The sequence below is a fragment of the Thalassolituus pacificus genome (assembly GCF_025318105.1).
In the GTDB taxonomy this organism is placed as follows: domain Bacteria; phylum Pseudomonadota; class Gammaproteobacteria; order Pseudomonadales; family Oceanobacteraceae; genus Venatoribacter; species Venatoribacter pacificus.
Map to the genome: position 1 here is coordinate 215,750 of NZ_JAOANI010000012.1, position 17,801 is coordinate 233,550.

The following is a 17,801-nucleotide window of genomic DNA, read 5'->3' on the forward strand; positions in this document are numbered from 1 at the left end:
ATCTCCAGTCAGTGGCGCTTGCCGTTCGTCAGTTCAGTGTTGTCTGCAAAAAGTTTTTCAACAGATCGTGTCCATGTTCGGTCAGAATGGATTCCGGATGAAACTGCACGCCTTCGATCGGTAATTCACGGTGACGCACACCCATAATTTCTTCCATGCTGCCGTCAGGATTTTCTGTCCAGGCGGTAATTTCCAGACATTCAGGCAGGTTCTGTTTATCAATCACCAGTGAGTGATAACGGGTAGCGTTGTAAGGATTTTTCAGACCACGGAAAACGCCGCTGTCAGCGTGATGAATCTGAGAAATTTTGCCATGCATGACCTGACCGGCGCGGATGATATTGCCGCCGAAAACCTGGCCAATACTCTGATGACCTAAACAAATTCCCAGAATCGGTAATTTACCGGCGAAGTAGCGGATAGCTTCCATAGAAATCCCGGCCTCATTTGGTGTACACGGACCAGGAGAAATTACCAGATGATCAGGCTTTAATGCTTCGATTTCTTCGATGGTAATTTCATCGTTGCGGAACACGCGCACATCGGCACCCAGTTCGGCAAAATACTGTACGACGTTGTAGGTAAACGAATCGTAATTATCAATCATGACTAACATTGCTGTGACTCCTGCGACGCGTTTTTTTACACGCCGTAATGATGCTGTGGTTACTGGTCCAGTCCGGCTTCCGCCATGGCAACGGCGCGGAACATTGCCCGGCCTTTATTCATGGTTTCTTTCCATTCCAGTCGCGGAACTGAATCCGCTACCACCCCGGCACCTGCCTGAATATTCAGCATGCCGTCTTTAATCACTGCGGTACGGATAGCAATCGCAGTATCCATATTACCGTTCCAGCTCAGGTAGCCTACGGCACCACCATAAACCCCGCGTTTGGTTGATTCGTATTCGTCGATAATTTCCATCGCGCGGATTTTCGGCGCACCACTTAACGTGCCGGCCGGATGTACCGCGCGTAATACATCCATAGCCGTAATGCCGTCTTTTACTTTGCCGGTTACATTCGAAACGATGTGCATAACATGCGAATAGCGCTCGACGACCATTTGATCGGTGACACTGACTTCACCGGTTTTGGCAACACGGCCGACATCATTGCGTCCCAGATCGATCAGCATTAAATGCTCGGCGATTTCTTTAGGGTCGGATAACAACTCGCGCTCCAGCGCCAGATCGTCTTCCACTGTTTCGCCACGCTGACGGGTACCGGCAATCGGACGCACCGTTACCTCGCCATCTTCCAGGCGGGCAAGAATTTCAGGAGAAGAACCAACCACATGAAAATCACCCAGATTCATGCAGTACATGTAAGGTGATGGGTTCAGCGTGCGTAACGCGCGGTAAATATTGACCGGATCGCCTTGGTAAGGCACCTGCATACGCTGGGAAATAACACATTGCATAATATCGCCGGCCAGAATGTACTCGCGGATATTTTCAACCGCATCCATAAATGCCTGCTCACCAAACAATGAGCGGAAATCATCTTCTTTAACGTGCGTTGAAGCCTGCAGCGGCCGACCAACCGGCCCGGAGTATGGCTGGCGCAGCTGCTGGCGTAATTCATCAAGGCGGGCCTCAGCTTTCGCCAGAGCATCATCAACCTCAGGATCGGCCATAACAATCAGATGCAATTTGCCGCTGAGGTTGTCAAAAACCACAACTTCTTCTGACACCATCAGCAGAATGTCCGGCGTATTCAGCTCATCGGGCGGGCAGGATTTGCGCAGGCGCGGTTCGATATAACGCACGGTGTCGTAGCCAAAATAACCAACCAGACCACCATCAAACTTAGGCAGGCCATCAATCTGAGGAACCCGGAAGCGCTGCTGAAACTCGCTGATAAAATCCAACGGGTCAACGACTTCATGTTCTTCGATCACCTCACCATTGCGCTGTAACACAACCTGCTGCCCACGCACGATCAGAACATCACGACAAGGCAGGCCGATCATGGAATAACGGCCCCACTTTTCACCGCCCTGTACAGATTCCAGCAGGTAGGTATAAGGCGCAGCAGCCAGTTTCAGGTAAGTACTCAGAGGTGTGTCGAGGTCAGCCAAAACCTGGCGTGATACCGGAATACGGTTAAAACCCTGCTCAGCCAGAGCAGCAAATTGGTGCGGAGTCATAAAGAACCTTCAAGATTAATAAGCGCAAAAATACATGGCCATGCGGCCGGAAAGGTTGGCAGCTGCGCTTAACACCATCGACAGGTCAGATGCTGACCCTGTTGCAGGGGGCGGTTATATTGAAAAAACACCGCTGGGCTCCGTTGAATAATCGGGTTATATGTAGGCAGAACTATAACGGCATGCAAGACGAGCAGCAAGAAGCAGATGTCTATCCCTGCCCGACTATTCCGCCCGCCAGTCCAGGCAGGGCCAGCCGTGCTGCTGCGCTGCAAGGCGTAACTGAGGATTAGGATTCAGCACCACTGGCTGTGCAACCATTTCCAGCAATGGCATATCGGAGTGACTGTCGGTATAAAACGCGGCATCACTGAAGCTCAGACCGCGTTCCGTGAGAAAACGCCGCGCCAGCTCGACTTTACCTGGGCCATAACACATCGGCCGCTCCAGCCCGGTAATCCGCTGACCATCGGTACTCAGACGATTACTGATAACATGAGCAAATCCCAGCGCCTGACCGTAGGCACGGGCAATCACATCGTCCGAACCGGTAATCATCACCAGTTGAGTACCACGCTGCTGATAAGCAAACAATAACGATGCCGCCTGCGGATAGATATGCAGTTGCCCGCGTTCATTAAAAAAACGCTCAACGCGGCTCTGATATTCCGCCAGACTCATACCACGGGTGCGGGTGCGATAGTAATTGGACAAACGCCAGTGAGTCACCCGGCCTTTTTTGTACGCACGATACAGAGACGCTAACGCCAGCATGGCCTCAACCACCGCCCAGCGCTCACGGCGAAAACGCCATTTAATCCACAGACTATTGGCGTCCTTATTGATCAGGGAATCATCCAGATCAAAAAATACAACAGGAACATCGTAGACCTGCATCGGTGCATCCGTTTCAGCGCTAAAAACAAGTTGCTCAGACTATCATAAGGGACTGTCCAGCCCCATAGCGGCTAATCGCCAATGGGTAACCGTAGCGGAAGAAATGGCTTCAGGATGAGCCACCGCCAGTTTCTGCAGTCCCTGCCAGAGCGCGGTAACGTGGGCATCCAAACCCAGTATTTTCAGGGACGCGAGCATGCGGCTGACGCGGCGATGGTTGTGATTATCCGGTGTCATCCAGTGGCAATTGTCCACATCGGCAGGAATCAGTAATTCAAATCCCTGCGGAGTTTCGCGCATAACGATCCCATAAAATTGCAGCATCCGTAATAACGATTGATGCAACCGGCTCTGTAATTCATGGGAAGAATGAAAAGCTGCAATGACATCAGCATTAATGACCGGCGCTTCGGGGTTGTATGGACTCGGATCGCGCAACGGAAACAACCACTGAATATAATCGTGACAGCTTTCCAGTTCATTATTTGAGAACGCCAGAATACCACTCAGCGTGCGGCCGCGATGGTCGGTTCCCTGACCTGAGTAGAACGCAATAATGGGGTGCATACACCTGCCTGTGACGAAAAACAATAGCGATACAATCCAGTATAGCTTCAAGTCAGGATCCGGAGTGATCCCAGCCTGAGGTTACGAAATTTGTGCGAAATTGTTTGACGTTACCTTTGGCTGATGTAGTCTGAGTTGACCATCCCGAAGGAACTTCCCGACGGAAAAGCGTCCGAAGTTCCTGAGTCAATCAACAAAAGGAGCGACTATGAAAGGTTTGGAAATCAGCTTCCGCGACATCGGTCATTCTGACGCTATCGAGCAGCACATCCGCGAAAAAGCCGGAAAATTAACCTCCACTTTTGACGATATTATTGGCATACGTGCGGTTGTGGCGATGCCTCACAATCACAGCAGCAAAGGTAAGCTTGCCCACGTGTCACTGGAGGTCGGCCTGCCTGGCCAGACCGTTGCCATCACCCGCGATCATCACGACAACCCCGAACATGAAGATATGTATCTTGCGGTCAGCGACGCATTTGAAAAAGCTCAGCGTAAAGTAAAGAAAATTCATGACAAACGGGTCGATAAAAACCGTCGTATAACCACCATGGCTCCGGCTGAATAAGTAAACCAACGCACATAAAAAAGAGCCCGCCGGGCTCTTTTTTTATGTCTGCAACTAACGTTTTTACAACTTACCGCTCAGCAATACCTGCAGCAATCCCGGCCGTACCAGATTGGCATACAACGCGCCGATTTCTTTGGCATCCACCGGAAAACCGTCTTTCACCCAGCGCACAATCACCATAAACGATGCGCCGGCTAAAAAGTCGATCACATAATTCATCAGACTGGTGTCTTTAATAGGCAAAGAATGGGCACCAATGTAACGCTCCATAATACGCGCCACATAGCGCTTAAATTCACTCAGCATTAAGGCTTCAATGTCAGCCTCAATCAACAAACGGGCAAAAGTGGCATTGTCAGACCACTGACGGAACATGATTTCAGCAATGATCGGATCAGCATTGGGAGACTGCGTCAGATACGCATCAATCTGCTCATAAAACTGCATAAACATACTCTCGATATAACCTTTGAGCAGGTCATCTTTCGAGCGGTAATGCAGATAGAACGTCGGACGCGCAACACCAGAGCGCTCGCAGATATGTGCGACGGAAATTTTGCCATAGGGTTCTTCCGCCATCAGTTCCAGCAAAGTGCCCATTAGCAAGCGCCGCGAGCGCTCAACACGTTTATCCAGTTCTTTACTCATGATGTGGTCGCCACAGGTAAGAGGATTACCCGAATTTGTTATTTTATTTGTATTTAAGCATACGCCGCTGAATCTTATAGACAATCGTCTATCTGTGCCAGAGTGTGTTACTGCGGACGTTGCAACATAACATCCAGAAAGCCTGGGCGGCTTAACTGGCTGAATAAACTGGCCAGTTTCTCCGCTGGATAGCGAAAATCGTTGCGCACCCAGCGATCAAGCATCATCCAGGATGCTCCGGCAAGGTAATCAATCATAAAACCCAACTGCTCGGCATCGCTGACCGGTATGCCATGCTGGCGCACATAGAGGCCTAACACACGGGCAATGTAGTTCTGGAAGCGTTTGATCAGCAACGACTCAAGTCCGGCACTGAACATCAACCGGCTGAAATCACGATGACGATTCCACTGTTCAAACAGACGTTGGCTGATATCGCTGTCCAGCTCCGGTGAGGCACCAACCATATCGGCAATATCGTCATAAAATTCTGCGAATACGCTGTCGACATAATCCAGCAATAAGTCTTCGCGACTGCGGTAATGCAGATAGAACGTCTGTCGCGCAAGACCGGCGCTGCGGGTGATCTGCTGTACGGTAATGGCGGCAAAAGGATGATCGGCCATCAGCGATAACAGCGCCTGCAACAACTGGGCACGGGTTGGAGAATCAGCAGCAACAGATGAGACAGATAGGGTCATAGGAGGCTCCGGGGCGATTCATGCTAACAGTGCCGGACTCAGACCGCAAAAACGAAAAAGCCGCCCGGAGGCGGCTTTTTGTGAACAGCAGAACTTACGCGGTTGCGAACAGCTCTTCGTCCAGTTCAAACAGGGGCTCAGAGCCGCCTTTAACCGCAGCGCTCAGACCAATGTAACGTGGCAGCAGACGCTTCATATAGAAACGTGAAGTGGCCAGCTTGGCTTTGTAGAAGCCGGACGCATCATCCGCTTTTGGCAGAGACACGGCAGACATTTTAGCCCACATATACGCCAGTGCGGTGTAACCGAACACGTGCAGGTATTCAACAGAAGCAGCACCGATTTCATTCGGGTTGTTTGCCGCAGCATCCATTACCCACTGAGTCAGGTCGTTGAGGTTTTCCAGAGCGGCTTTCAGCGGCTCAATGAACTCAGCCATCGCTTCGTTATCCGCCTGAGAGGCGATGAACTCATTGATGTCGGCTTCAAACAGCTTGTAGAACGCACCGTTATTCGCCGCCACTTTACGACCGATCAGATCCAGAGCCTGGATACCGTTGGTGCCTTCATAGATCTGAGTGATACGGATATCACGCACATACTGTTCCTGACCCCATTCACGGATAAAGCCGTGACCACCAAACACCTGCTGGCCGGCAATAGCCGTTTCCAGTGCGTTATCGGTCAGGAAGGCTTTGGCTACCGGCGTCAGCAGAGCCAGCATGGCATCGGCGTGCTGCTTGGTTTCGGCATCATCAGAGAACTTGGCGATGTCCAGCCACTTGGCCACGTAAGTGGAGAATGCGCGGCCACCTTCGTTAAAGGCGCGCATGGTCATCAGCATACGACGGACGTCAGGATGCACAATGATTGGGTCAGCGGCTTTGTCTTTGGCCACAGCACCGGTTGGCGCACGGCTCTGGATACGGTCACGGGCGTATTCAACAGCGCTCTGGTAAGAGGCTTCTGCCGCACCAATACCCTGAATACCCACACCCAGACGCTCGTAGTTCATCATGGTGAACATGCAGGCCAGACCTTTGTTTTCTTCGCCGACCAACCAACCTTTGGCACCGTCGAAGTTCATCACACAGGTCGCTGAACCTTTAATACCCATTTTGTGTTCGATAGAACCACAGGACAGGGTGTTACGCTCGCCCAGGGAGCCATCGTCATTGACCAGGAATTTAGGCACCAGGAACAGAGAAATACCTTTAGGGCCCGCCGGTGCATCCGGCAGCTTGGCCAGTACCAGGTGGATGATGTTTTCGGCCATATCATGCTCACCCCAGGTGATGAAGATCTTGGTACCGGAAACAGCATAAGAGCCATCAGCCTGCGGCTCAGCTTTGGTGCGGATAATGCCAAGGTCAGTACCGGCATGAGGCTCGGTCAGATCCATAGCGCCGGCCCAAACGCCGGAATACATGTTAGGCAGGTACTTTTCTTTCAGTTCCAGAGAACCGTGAGCGCTCAGAGACAGACAAGCACCCGCAGTCAGCATCGGTGCCAGACCGAACGCCATGTTGGCGCCCTGTACCATTTCTTCAATCTGACCCACCAGAGTCTTCGGCATACCCATACCGCCGAAATCCGGGTTGCCGCCCAGGCCATTCAGACCGGCTTCAACGTAGGTCTGGTAAGCTTCTTTAAAGCCCGGTGCCGCCGTAACTTCACCGTCTTTCCAGGTAGAACCGACTTCATCACCGTTACGGTTCAGCGGCGCCAAGACTTCGCTGGCGATCTTGCCGCATTCCTGCAGAATGGCATCAGCCGTTTCGATATCAACGGCGCCTTCCAGACCGGCCAGAGAAGTCCACAGTTTGTCTGCTTCAAAAACTTCATTCAGAACAAAACGCATGTCGCGCAATGGTGCTTTGTAATCAGCCATGTTTCACCTCAAGTTAGCTGTGGCTTACTGTTACCCACGCTTACAATCAGCCACCGGATAACAAAATGCCGCTATTGTACTTACTCTGACCCGCTTGCCCAGCCCAGAATACGAAAAAACCGCGCCGAAGCGCGGTTTTTACTGATGTACCTTTTACAAACAGGTACTCAGGATCAGAACGCGAAGTGTTCTTCAGCCAGATCCATCAGCGTATCAGCACCAGCCAGCATGGTCGCTGCGTGTGCTTTGGTACGTGGCAGAATACGGGCGAAGTAGAAACGCGCGGTGGTCAGCTTGGCTTTGTAGAAATCTTCTTCAGAAGTACCGTTCGCCAGAGCATCCTGAGCGATTTTCGCCATACGAGCCCACAGCAGACCCAGTACCGCGTAACCGGAGTACATCAGGTAATCTACAGACGCAGCACCGACTTCATCGCGGTTCTTCATCGCAGACATACCGATCTTCATAGTCAGATCGCCCCACTCCTTGTTGATTTCAGCCAGAGCTGCAACCATCGGAGCCAGTTCAGCGTTACCTTCTTCAGCCTGACAGAACTTGTGGATCTGCTTGGTGAAGGTACGCAGAGAAGCGCCCTGAGTCATCAGCACTTTACGACCCAGCAGGTCCAGAGCCTGAATACCGGTAGTACCTTCATAGATGGTAGAGATACGGGTATCACGAACGATCTGTTCCATGCCCCACTCAGCGATAAAGCCGTGACCACCGAATACCTGCATACCCAGGTTAGCCGCTTCAGAACCGGCTTCGGTCAGGAATGCTTTAGCGATCGGAGTCAGGAAGCCCAGCAGCTCATCAGCCGCTTTACGCGCTTCTTCGCTTTCGCCTTTCTTAACGATGTCGTTCTGCTGTGCAGTCAGGTAAACCAGTGCACGACCACCTTCAGAGAAGGCTTTCTGAGTCAGCAGCATGCGGCGAACGTCAGGGTGAACGATGATCGGGTCAGCGGCTTTTTCAGGTGCTTTAGGACCCGTCAGGGAACGCATCGCCAGACGGTCTTTGGCGTAAGCCAGAGCGCCCTGGAAAGAAGCTTCAGCAGCGGTAGAACCCTGCAGAGCCGTACCGATACGGGCCGTGTTCATGAAGGTGAACATGCAGTTCAGACCTTTGTTCTCAGGCCCGATCAGCCAGCCTTTGGCACCGTCGAAGTTCATCACACAGGTCGCGTTACCGTGGATACCCATTTTGTGTTCGATAGAACCACAGATCAGGCTGTTGCGCTCGCCCGGAGTACCGTCAGCATTTGGCAGGAACTTAGGAACGATGAACAGAGAGATACCTTTGGTACCTTCCGGAGCACCTGGCAGACGAGCCAGAACGATGTGGACAATGTTGCCCGCCATGTCGTGCTCACCGGCAGAGATAAAGATTTTGCTACCAGTGATGGCGTAAGAACCGTCAGCATTTGGCTCAGCTTTGGTTTTCAGGATACCCAGGTCAGAACCACAATGAGACTCAGTCAGACACATGGTGCCAGTCCACTCACCGGAAACCAGCTTGGTCAGGTAAGTTTCTTTCTGCTCAGAAGTACCGTGCAGTTCGATAGTGTTCATCGCACCATGAGACAGACCCGGGTACATACCCCATGACCAGTTAGAAGAACCAACCATCTCAGACATAACAATGCCCAGAGACTCTGGCAGGCCCTGGCCGCCGTGGTTTTCTTCATGAGCCAGGGAAGGCCAGCCGCCTTCAACGTACTTGGCATAGGCTTCTTTGAAGCCGGTCGGAGTAGTAACAGAACCGTCGTCATGACGGGTACAGCCTTCGAGGTCACCAACGCGGTTAAGCGGAGCCAGTTCCTGTTCGCAGAATTTAGCGCCTTCGCTGATGATGGCATCAACCATGTCAGGAGTAGCGACTTCAGCGTAAGCCGGCAGGCTGGCATAGTGGCTTGGCATATCCAACAGTTCGTCCATTACGAACTTAATTTCACGCAGGGGAGCCTTGTAATCTGGCATAGGAAAGACCTCGTAGCCTGTTATGTTCTTGCAGCAATGCTGCTGTTGAGTTAAGGGCAGTGAAACACCACCAATTCAAACAAGTGTTTGAAACATACGTTCGCCACCGATTAATGTCAACCCCGGGCACGATCTTCCCCCGGTAAAGACAGGTAAAGCTTAGCCACCCGGGCCATATTGGAGGCGAAAAAAAACCGGCATTTGCCGGTTCAGTCACGTTATTCACCCTCAAACCACATCGTTCAGCAGCTGACCTGCAGTAACCGGGGGAGGAATGCTGATTTGCAGCAGCACTTCGTTAATTTTACGCAGACGGGCGTTATGTTCAGCAAAGCGTTCAGCGGCAGAAATCTGCTCTTTATCTGCCAGTTTTTTATCCGCATCTTCCTGCTGTTTCTTCGCTTCATCCATGTCAGCCCGCACTTTCTCCCGCTGGCTTTGAATACGATCCAACTCTGCGCCGCGCATTTCACGCTGCTGCTCTGACAATTCAGTCAGCGCCTGTGCAGCCACCTGCCCGGCTTGTGCAGCCACCTGGCGATCCTGCGATGAGGGCTCTGCCGGTGCCAGAGCAGCGCGCTGCACCTGTTCCATTTTGCTGATCGTCGCCGCCGGATCATTAGCAACCTTACTGACATCAACCGGCACTTCGCCACCCACCGCGTAGCGAACACCATCCGGCCCCTGCTGATAGGTAAAGTTAGCACTGCCGGCATAACTGCCGCCGGTGCTGGCATGGGCCTGTTCATGCGCGCGCACCTCCTGATCCCGCTGTTTCAGCTCACGGATCTGCTGCAGCTCAGCATCGGCCAGGGCCTGATCCTGTTCGTTGCGCTGAGTTCTTCTGGCGATAATCTGCTCTTCGGCCGCCTGGTTCTGTTGTGCGTCTTCCGCCTGAGGCGCTACACGCTCAGCAGAGTCCTTTGCTGCTGACGTGCTGGCATCGGCGGTGCGACGCGGACGGGAGTATGTTTCAGCAGACGTTTGCGATTTGCGCATACCCGCATCGGTCGCAGCCGCACTGAGTGACACCTCCTCGACCGGAGCAAAAACCGTGGAGGACGCGTTCTCTCCTTCTTTTGCCAATATCTGCACAGCCGCACTTCCGCTGGGAAGCGTGCTGCTCAGAGTGGGCGAGGAAGCGGGAGAAACTTGCATGATTAGGCTCTCAGTTCTCAGGCCTGAGTATCAATCAGGGTGCCAAGCTGCTTATCGGCAGCTTCAAGTACCTTGCTGCCGGCAGCAACGGTTTCCTGACCCTGTTTCAGATCGGTCATCGCTGAGGCCAGGTTGCCAACGCCCTCAACCGGACGGCTGGTCGTTGCATCAACAACGTCCTGAGCGGCACGCTTAACCTGAGCATTTCCCTGATCGACGGCGTATGCACCAGAGGTGAACGCCGAGCCGGTAGTGGATCCAATATTCATAAGCACCTCGCAATGGTTTTAGGGCTATTGATCACAATTTAACCAATATCCATGAAATTTACCAGTACTACGGTGCCTGACGATTAGACGGATTGGTTATATTCAAGCCTGCGCAGCATTATAAAATAACGTTTGTTCAGTATCATTGCCGGCGGTCAGTAATGTTTCCAGCGTCGACGGGGCAGCCGTTACACGGTGATCACGGTTAATTCCAAGCTTGTGCAACAGAGCCTGATCTTTATTGGCCGCCGGATTAGGGGTCGTCAGTAAGCATTCACCGTAAAAGATTGAGTTTGCACCAGCAAAAAAGCACATGGCTTGCATCTCTTCGCTCATTTGTTCGCGTCCGGCGCTGAGGCGAACCCGTGACGCGGGCATCATTATACGGGCAGCCGCAATCACTCTGATGAAGTCGATTGGATCAAGATCCTGCTCAGCTTCCAACGGTGTTCCGGCGACTTTCACCAGTTGATTAACCGGTACGGAATCCGGGTGCTGCGGCAGATTAGCCAGCTGAACCAGCAAGCCGGCACGATCCTGCGGGCTTTCGCCCATTCCCAGAATCCCGCCCGAACAAACCTTCATACCGGCATTGCGTACATTAGCCAACGTTCCCAGGCGATCGGCATAGGTACGGGTGGTGATAATTTCGCCGTAATACTCCGGCGAGGTGTCCAGATTATGGTTGTAATAATCCAACCCGGCTTCGGCCAGTTGTTGCGATTGATCTTCGTCCAGCATGCCCAGTGTCATGCAGGTTTCCAGACCCAATGCTTTAACCCCTTTAACCATGGCGACAACGTAAGGCATGTCTTTGTTGCGCGGTGAACGCCAGGCAGCCCCCATGCAAAAGCGGTCTGAGCCGGCGGCTTTTGCGGCTTTGGCTTTTTCAATCACGGCCTGAACTTCCAGTAACTTTTCTTTTTCCAGCCCGGTGTCGTAGCGTGCACTCTGCGGGCAGTAGGCGCAGTCTTCCGGGCAGGCTCCGGTTTTTATCGACAACAGGGTACTGACCTGAACATCGTTAGGATTAAAGTAACGGCGATGCATGCTCTGCGCCCGGAACAAAAGATCGTTGAACGGCAGATTCAACAATGCCTGTGCTTCTTGCAGCGTCCAGTTATGGCGGATGTCCTGCCTATTTTCAGCCGACAGACTCATAGTGGTATCCCCTGATATTGGTAACATCGATGCGATTAGCGCGATGATAGAAGGCGTTACCATGTGGTCAACCATTGTCAGAAAAACAGTAAACTACTGGTTAAATTTAATCCGCAAATTAACACCGACAAGCGAATGCGAGCTTTGCCTGCAAGCGACCAGCAATGCATTTTTTCTGTGTCATAACTGTCTTAAAGAACTACCACGGGCCAGGCACTCCTGCTCTCAATGCTCAGAGCCGATAACCAGTGCCGGACGCTGCGGGCGCTGTCAGCAACATCCTCCGGCATTTGATTACAGCGATTGCCCTTTTCTTTACCAGCCGCCTCTGAGTCTGTGGATAAAAGCCTGCAAAGATCGGCGCCAACTATTGTGGCTGCCACGCCTGACCGGATTGATGCTGACTAACCCTGCGGCGGCGCTGGCTCAGGCCGATGCCATCACCTTCATTCCCAGCACGCGGCGCAAGCTGTTCAGCCGGGGATTCAATATCACCGAAATTATGGCCCGCAGGCTGGCGAAAACACTCGGAGTTCCGCTAATCGATAACGCTCTGTACAAAACATCGGGCCATGATCAACGTGGCCTGAGCGCCCGTCAGCGACAAAGAAATCTCAGCAACTCCTTACAACCCGGCCAATTGCAGCTAAAGGGCAAACATATCGTCATTATTGAAGATGTTATAACGACCGGGGCTACGGCCAATGCCGCAGCGCGGGTGCTCAAACAACAAGGTGCGGCAATTGTTGGCATCTGGGCGCTGGCCCGCACGCCACCGCCGGAGTGGGACAACAATCCATAAGCGCCATTGGTTGGCAACAGCGATACGGGCATAATGCCGCCACCTATCAGGAGAGCGGCCATGATATCCACACACCCTTACACCCAGCTGACCCCGGAACGCGTGATGGATGCCATCGAAGCGCAAGGGTTCGTCTGCGACGCGCGGATATTCCCCCTCAACAGCTATGAAAACCGGGTTTATCAGGTCGGCATTGAAGATCAGCAACCGCTGATCGCCAAATTTTATCGTCCCGGACGCTGGAGCCGTGAGGCGATCCAGGAAGAGCACGACTTTTTGCTTGAGCTGCAGAGCGAAGATCTGCCGGTCGTTGCACCGATCGCCGTTAATGGCCAGACGCTGTTTTTCAGCGACCCGTTCTTCTTTGCCCTGTTCCCGCGCCGCGGCGGTCAGGCACCGGAACTCAGCAGCGATGACGACCTTGAATTACTGGGTCGCTGGCTCGGCCGACTGCATCAGGTGGGAGCCAACTCGGCCTTTCGCCATCGGCCGCGCATACAGGGCGCGGCCGATATGGCGCTGGCCGGTGAGCAGGTGTTGCGCTCGGGCCTGATGCCGATTGATTACCACGCCAGCTATGAAAGTCTGGCCACCGCACTAACTGACTGGGCCGGTAAACTTTACCGACCGGATGACGTACACACCCTGCGCCTGCACGGCGATCTTCACCCCGGCAACCTGCTGCTGCGCGACGAAACACTGTACATGGTCGATTTCGACGATTGTGTCCAGGGCCCGGCCATGCAGGATATCTGGATGCTACTCAGCGGCCCTGAACAGGAACAACGCCAGCAATTACTGGTCATTAAAGAGGGCTATGAAATGTTCCGCCCGTTTCCGCAGCATGAACTGGCACTGATGGAAGTTCTGCGTAGCCTGCGGGTGATGAAATATGCCGCATGGCTTTGCTCTCGCTGGGATGACCCGGCATTTCCCGCCGCCTTTCCCTGGCTCGACAGCCATCGTTTTTGGTCTGAACACATTATCATGCTGCGTGAACAACTGGCTGCCTTGCAGGAAGGCCCACTAAGCATGCCGCAGTACTGAAACGGAACAGCAAGAATTCGACAACCAACAGGATCATTACAATGAAAAAACGCTTTCCTTTGTTACTTGCCTTCAGCGCACTGCCGATGGTGGCACAAGCCGACAACAGCGGTCAGGGATTCCAACCTGAGCGCTTACAGCTCGGTGGCAGCCTCTCACAAAACGTGATCGACAGTCCTTTTGGTGGCAGTAACGTTGATGCAACAGGTCTGAGTATTTTTGCCGGTTACGAGCTCGATAATGATATTGATCAGGTTAAAACAACCGTAGAAGTCGGCTACACCCAGACCGATGATTTCTTCAACGGTCCCGATAGTGATATTTCAGGATTCTGGTTCGCTGGCGTTGCCGAAAAGCAACTGCCGGAAATCAATCCCAATTTATTTGCCATTGCACGACTGGGACTCGATATCGGCGATGATGACGGCATTCTGCTGGGTGCCGGTGCCGGTTTTCACTTAACGCCGAAACTGGATGTGCGCGGCGAGTACATCAATAAAGACGCATCATCAGTGTATCAGGCGAGCTTTGTTCTGAATTTCTGATGGCCGGTAAGCGGATTCCTCAGCTAAAAGCACAAAAAACACACAATAAAAACGATACGCAATAAAAAAGGGGCCGAAGCCCCTTTTTTATTTATCTGATATTACTCAGATTAACGCTTACCTTCACGACGCAGAGCTGCCGGAGTGTAATCCTGCTGGCTACGCTCGAAACCGAACTCGTAAGAACCCTGTTCTTCGTTGTCCAGACCCAGCGCCAGGTAACGGCCGGAGTTCAGATCGTACAGTGTTTCAATGGCATACCAAGGCACCAGTGTATCGTAGTACATCAGGTTGTGTGCTTCAGCAACACGCCACAGTTCGCCACGACCATCGTAATGATCGATTTCAGTTGCTTGCCAGGTATCTTCATCAATGTAGAACACACGCTTGGCATAGATATGACGCTTACCTTCTTTCAGGGTCGCGGTCACTTTCCATACACGGTGCAACTCATAACGAGCCAGATCCTGATTGATATGGCCAGGCTTGACGATATCGGTGTACTTCAGATCCGCACTCTTCAGTTTGTAAGAGTTATATGGAATGTAAACTTCCTGCTTGCCTTCCAGTTTCCAGTCGTAACGATCCGGTGCACCGTTGAACATATCAAAGTTATCAGAAGTACGCAGACCGTCCGCTGCAGTGCCTGGACCGTCATAAGCAACCTGTGGCGCACGACGAACACGACGCTGACCGGCGTTATATACCCAGGCTTTACGTGGCTCTTTTACCTGGTCCAGTGTTTCGTGAACCAGCAGCACGTTACCTGCCAGACGGGCCGGAGACAGTACATCCTGCTTGAAGTAGAACAACACATTCTGATCTGAGTTAGGATCATAGTCTTTCAGCTTGTCGCGGAAGGTGAACTCATCCTGGAAACGAACCAGAGTAAAGTCACCATTCACCTGAGGAGTTACCTGACCAACCACACGGCGCACACTGCCACCGCGATAACGAACGATGTGGTTCCAGATCGCTTCCATGCCGTTCTGCGGCATAGGGAAAGGCGCACCTTCTACGTAGTTTTCCAGACCATTACCACCTTCCAGCAATTTGGTTTTGGTAGCATTTTCTTTGGTCTGGTCATAAACAGCCTGCGGGTAGGCTGATGAACGACGAGTCTGGTAAACCGGCATTTTATAAGTATCAGGATACTTCTCAAACATCGCTTTCTGACCTTCGGTCAGGTTGGCAGCGTATTGCTTGTAATTAGCACCAGTAATAACAAATTTCACCTTGTCGGCGGCATACGGATCAACCGGTTTGCCACCCGCAACGTAACCGGCCGGAGGCGTAGTAATACCACCCGTCCAGGCTGGAATCTCACCTTTGCCAGCCATTTCCGCGCCCATTGGCGTCAGTTCTTTACCAATTTTTGCCGCTTCTGCTGGAGAAACGGCGGCATTTGCTGCGCTTACCATCAGGGACAGCGCAATGGCGCCGCCCCAGGTTTTATAATGTTTTTTCAACATGGTTCATAGACCTCTGTAATTCTTGTCTGAGCCAGTAAATTAGAATGAATATTTCGCGGACAGGCTGACGTTGTCGCGATCTTTCAGTTGATTGTAGTCACCACCAGAGAAGTTGGTGTATGAAAGATCAACCGAGGTTTTATTCAGGTAAACAAAGGACACACCCAAACCCGTAGTCAGGCGGTCATCCAGGAACTGAGCACCGGGCTCAGGGCCATTACCTTTGTCATACGCAACAGAAAACGTTGGGGTTACGTTTACGCCAGCAAAAGCATTGTTATAGTCCATGGATGCACGCAGACGGATACCACCGGAAAGCTCGGTTACGTAGCCATCATCTGTACAGTTCTTGGCCTGAGCGTTGGCTGCTGTACCACCATCTAAGCAGTAGTTAGTGCTATTAATGACACCATCATTGTTACCAATGCCATATGCACCTGAGCGACCATAGCGAGCTTTGTCAGTATCTGGCAAACCATCGACATACGTCATGCCAACCTCTGAAACCAGCGCGAGGCGGTCAGCACCAAATACGCGATCAAAGAACTTGATAAACGTCATCTGTGCCTGCCACATATCGAAGTTGTCATAACCTTCTGCCAGCTCACCGTAAAGAGCATTAGCATTGCCTGCTTCAGCAGCGCGTTGCTGATACAAACGGCTAAAAGGTGCACCGTTACCCGCCAGAATCAACTCAAACGCGTTCCACTGCAGAGGCATATCAGGCTTATAGCTGATTTCACCCGAAATAGAGGCTCCACCTTCTGTACTGGTTGCGAAGCTGATACCAGAAATCTGAATATCTTCCGGATAAGCAATCTGATACTGAGGACGATAGCTATCGTAGGTTGCCGTTGGATTTACCTGAACCCCGCCATCACTTTTAGCTTTTGTATAGTTCGTCACCGAACCGTTGATGTAAGGAACACGGCTGTGAATATTCATATGGTAGAAACCAAACTCGGTATCACCCAGAGCTTCTGAATACCAACGCACCGCCAGACCATACTGACCGGAGTCTTTAGGCTGGTCATCATCCAAGCGAGGGGTAATTGGCAGTTCACGATCAGAGTTCGGAATATTGCCATCAATATCCGCCTGGTGGCCTTCGAGATAGAAAAGTTCCGACTCTGTACCGCCAAGAATGACCGGGCCACAGCCATCGGCAACAAAATCAACTGTCGAGAAGAAGGTACCGCATGGGTCTGTACGGGTTTTTTCCCACTCCAGCTGATAGAAGGCTTCCAGAGTCACATCAGCGCTCAGGCCAATCGAGGTGTACACCATATTAACTGGCAAAAGACCTTCTTTTACTTCAGCACCTGGCTTACGGAATGCAGAAGCATCCACTGGGTTAATACTGTTAATACCACCCTGAATAAAAGTACTCTCACCCCAGCTGACCACCTGACGACCTACACGCAGGTTAACCGGAGTTGATCCCAGATCCATATCTGCCCAAACATAAGCATCCATTAATTCAGCACCTTTACCGGCTGCATCTTTGGTGGCGTCGTTCAGCTGTTTAAAATCGGTATCTTCATCCATCAGAGCCGAATCGTAGTAAGCGCGAGCACGGAAAAAACCACCAAAATTCTGATAGTTAATTTCCAGATCACCGCTCCACTTAACCGCATTGGTGTAAATATCGCCCTTGCTGTAATTCAGCGTGCCATCATCGTAGTTGTACGATGAGCCCGTGCCGGTTTCACCAACAAGAGTGCCATTACCAGGCATAATCTGATCAGAATCACGCCCTTCTACACGCCAGGCAACACCGTAGCTGATTGTATTATCCAGCTGCACACCAAGGTCACCAAAATTAAATTCAACAGCGTTAGCTGAACCAACAGACAGAGCAGAAACAGCAAGCGCTAAAGGAATCTTCTTCATTGGGCGCAACCCCTTAGTTGTTATTTTCATAATATAAACTCCGCTCAGG

Annotated in this window: 17 protein-coding genes and 1 pseudogene; 5 read left to right on the plus strand and 13 right to left on the minus strand. The window is 51.9% G+C overall.

Annotation, left to right across the window (positions count from 1 at the left end):
• Positions 1-28: 28 nt before the first annotated feature.
• The 4 genes from NYR02_RS03975 to NYR02_RS03990 all read right to left on the minus strand — a co-directional run bounded on the left by NYR02_RS03975 (position 29) and on the right by NYR02_RS03990 (position 3,615).
• Complete coding sequence (locus tag NYR02_RS03975) at positions 29-616, minus strand: anthranilate synthase component II (protein WP_260975099.1); 588 nt, start codon at positions 614-616, stop codon at positions 29-31.
• Positions 617-666: 50 nt separating this feature from the next.
• Complete coding sequence (gene trpE / locus NYR02_RS03980) at positions 667-2,151, minus strand: anthranilate synthase component I (RefSeq protein ID WP_260975100.1); 1,485 nt, start codon at positions 2,149-2,151, stop codon at positions 667-669.
• Between the two features lie 225 nt (positions 2,152-2,376).
• Positions 2,377-3,048, minus strand: a complete 672-nt coding sequence (locus NYR02_RS03985; RefSeq protein WP_260975101.1) for an HAD family hydrolase — start codon at positions 3,046-3,048, stop codon at positions 2,377-2,379.
• 42 nt (positions 3,049-3,090) lie between these two features.
• Positions 3,091-3,615: an opioid growth factor receptor-related protein gene (locus NYR02_RS03990; RefSeq protein ID WP_260975102.1), complete on the minus strand. Its 525-nt coding sequence runs from the start codon at positions 3,613-3,615 to the stop codon at positions 3,091-3,093.
• A 208-nt stretch (positions 3,616-3,823) separates the two neighbouring features.
• Here NYR02_RS03990 and NYR02_RS03995 point away from each other — a divergent pair, with 208 nt between their 5' ends.
• Positions 3,824-4,183, plus strand: coding sequence for an HPF/RaiA family ribosome-associated protein (locus tag NYR02_RS03995; protein WP_260975103.1), 360 nt, complete (start codon positions 3,824-3,826; stop codon positions 4,181-4,183).
• Between the two features lie 63 nt (positions 4,184-4,246).
• Here NYR02_RS03995 and NYR02_RS04000 read toward each other — a convergent pair whose 3' ends face one another.
• The 7 genes from NYR02_RS04000 to bioB form a co-directional block, all read right to left on the minus strand.
• Positions 4,247-4,834 (minus strand): TetR/AcrR family transcriptional regulator, encoded by a 588-nt coding sequence (locus NYR02_RS04000; protein ID WP_260975104.1) that lies wholly within the window; start codon positions 4,832-4,834, stop codon positions 4,247-4,249.
• Positions 4,835-4,941: 107 nt separating this feature from the next.
• Entirely contained in the window at positions 4,942-5,535 is a 594-nt protein-coding gene (locus NYR02_RS04005) for a TetR/AcrR family transcriptional regulator (protein ID WP_260975105.1), read from the minus strand.
• 94 nt (positions 5,536-5,629) lie between these two features.
• The gene (locus NYR02_RS04010) at positions 5,630-7,426 is read right to left on the minus strand and encodes an acyl-CoA dehydrogenase C-terminal domain-containing protein (RefSeq protein WP_260975106.1); all 1,797 of its coding nucleotides are present in this window, start codon (positions 7,424-7,426) and stop codon (positions 5,630-5,632) included.
• A gap of 173 nt (positions 7,427-7,599) precedes the next feature.
• Positions 7,600-9,405 carry an acyl-CoA dehydrogenase C-terminal domain-containing protein gene (locus NYR02_RS04015; RefSeq protein WP_260975107.1) on the minus strand — a complete coding sequence of 602 codons (1,806 nt, stop codon included), beginning with the start codon at positions 9,403-9,405 and terminating at the stop codon, positions 7,600-7,602.
• A 228-nt stretch (positions 9,406-9,633) separates the two neighbouring features.
• The gene (locus tag NYR02_RS04020) at positions 9,634-10,563 is read right to left on the minus strand and encodes a putative metalloprotease CJM1_0395 family protein (protein ID WP_260975108.1); all 930 of its coding nucleotides are present in this window, start codon (positions 10,561-10,563) and stop codon (positions 9,634-9,636) included.
• Positions 10,564-10,580: 17 nt separating this feature from the next.
• Positions 10,581-10,832 (minus strand): hypothetical protein, encoded by a 252-nt coding sequence (locus NYR02_RS04025; RefSeq protein ID WP_260975109.1) that lies wholly within the window; start codon positions 10,830-10,832, stop codon positions 10,581-10,583.
• 102 nt (positions 10,833-10,934) lie between these two features.
• The gene (bioB, locus tag NYR02_RS04030; protein WP_420864292.1) at positions 10,935-11,993 is read right to left on the minus strand and encodes a biotin synthase BioB; all 1,059 of its coding nucleotides are present in this window, start codon (positions 11,991-11,993) and stop codon (positions 10,935-10,937) included.
• 61 nt (positions 11,994-12,054) lie between these two features.
• Here bioB and NYR02_RS19580 point away from each other — a divergent pair.
• The 4 genes and pseudogenes from NYR02_RS19580 to NYR02_RS04045 all read left to right on the plus strand — a co-directional run.
• Positions 12,055-12,255 (plus strand): annotated as a pseudogene (locus tag NYR02_RS19580) (double zinc ribbon domain-containing protein); the annotation flags it as partial.
• A gap of 135 nt (positions 12,256-12,390) precedes the next feature.
• Positions 12,391-12,795 carry a ComF family protein gene (locus tag NYR02_RS04035; protein WP_260975110.1) on the plus strand — a complete coding sequence of 135 codons (405 nt, stop codon included), beginning with the start codon at positions 12,391-12,393 and terminating at the stop codon, positions 12,793-12,795.
• Between the two features lie 60 nt (positions 12,796-12,855).
• Positions 12,856-13,842, plus strand: coding sequence for a serine/threonine protein kinase (locus NYR02_RS04040; protein ID WP_260975111.1), 987 nt, complete (start codon positions 12,856-12,858; stop codon positions 13,840-13,842).
• Between the two features lie 41 nt (positions 13,843-13,883).
• Positions 13,884-14,387, plus strand: coding sequence for a porin family protein (locus tag NYR02_RS04045; RefSeq protein ID WP_260975112.1), 504 nt, complete (start codon positions 13,884-13,886; stop codon positions 14,385-14,387).
• A 110-nt stretch (positions 14,388-14,497) separates the two neighbouring features.
• Here the strand turns inward: NYR02_RS04045 and NYR02_RS04050 are convergent, their stop codons facing one another.
• Positions 14,498-15,859, minus strand: coding sequence for a DUF1329 domain-containing protein (locus NYR02_RS04050; RefSeq protein WP_260975113.1), 1,362 nt, complete (start codon positions 15,857-15,859; stop codon positions 14,498-14,500).
• A gap of 39 nt (positions 15,860-15,898) precedes the next feature.
• The gene (locus NYR02_RS04055) at positions 15,899-17,782 is read right to left on the minus strand and encodes a DUF1302 domain-containing protein (RefSeq protein ID WP_260975114.1); all 1,884 of its coding nucleotides are present in this window, start codon (positions 17,780-17,782) and stop codon (positions 15,899-15,901) included.
• Positions 17,783-17,801: the final 19 nt, after the last annotated feature.

Excerpts from the sequence above, each read along its gene's own strand:
- NYR02_RS03990 (WP_260975102.1), bottom strand. The coding sequence starts at position 3,615 with ATGCACCCCATTATTGCGTTCTACTCAGGTCAGGGAACCGACCATCGC.
- NYR02_RS04025 (WP_260975109.1), bottom strand. The coding sequence starts at position 10,832 with ATGAATATTGGATCCACTACCGGCTCGGCGTTCACCTCTGGTGCATAC.
- NYR02_RS03985 (WP_260975101.1), bottom strand. The coding sequence starts at position 3,048 with ATGCAGGTCTACGATGTTCCTGTTGTATTTTTTGATCTGGATGATTCC.
- NYR02_RS03975 (WP_260975099.1), bottom strand. The coding sequence starts at position 616 with ATGTTAGTCATGATTGATAATTACGATTCGTTTACCTACAACGTCGTA.
- NYR02_RS04020 (WP_260975108.1), bottom strand. The coding sequence starts at position 10,563 with ATGCAAGTTTCTCCCGCTTCCTCGCCCACTCTGAGCAGCACGCTTCCC.
- bioB (WP_420864292.1), bottom strand. The coding sequence starts at position 11,993 with ATGAGTCTGTCGGCTGAAAATAGGCAGGACATCCGCCATAACTGGACG.
- NYR02_RS04005 (WP_260975105.1), bottom strand. The coding sequence starts at position 5,535 with ATGACCCTATCTGTCTCATCTGTTGCTGCTGATTCTCCAACCCGTGCC.
- NYR02_RS04010 (WP_260975106.1), bottom strand. The coding sequence starts at position 7,426 with ATGGCTGATTACAAAGCACCATTGCGCGACATGCGTTTTGTTCTGAAT.
- NYR02_RS04015 (WP_260975107.1), bottom strand. The coding sequence starts at position 9,405 with ATGCCAGATTACAAGGCTCCCCTGCGTGAAATTAAGTTCGTAATGGAC.
- NYR02_RS04035 (WP_260975110.1), top strand. The coding sequence starts at position 12,391 with ATGCTGACTAACCCTGCGGCGGCGCTGGCTCAGGCCGATGCCATCACC.
- NYR02_RS04050 (WP_260975113.1), bottom strand. The coding sequence starts at position 15,859 with ATGTTGAAAAAACATTATAAAACCTGGGGCGGCGCCATTGCGCTGTCC.
- NYR02_RS04000 (WP_260975104.1), bottom strand. The coding sequence starts at position 4,834 with ATGAGTAAAGAACTGGATAAACGTGTTGAGCGCTCGCGGCGCTTGCTA.
- NYR02_RS04055 (WP_260975114.1), bottom strand. The coding sequence starts at position 17,782 with ATGAAAATAACAACTAAGGGGTTGCGCCCAATGAAGAAGATTCCTTTA.
- NYR02_RS04045 (WP_260975112.1), top strand. The coding sequence starts at position 13,884 with ATGAAAAAACGCTTTCCTTTGTTACTTGCCTTCAGCGCACTGCCGATG.
- NYR02_RS03995 (WP_260975103.1), top strand. The coding sequence starts at position 3,824 with ATGAAAGGTTTGGAAATCAGCTTCCGCGACATCGGTCATTCTGACGCT.
- NYR02_RS04040 (WP_260975111.1), top strand. The coding sequence starts at position 12,856 with ATGATATCCACACACCCTTACACCCAGCTGACCCCGGAACGCGTGATG.
- trpE (WP_260975100.1), bottom strand. The coding sequence starts at position 2,151 with ATGACTCCGCACCAATTTGCTGCTCTGGCTGAGCAGGGTTTTAACCGT.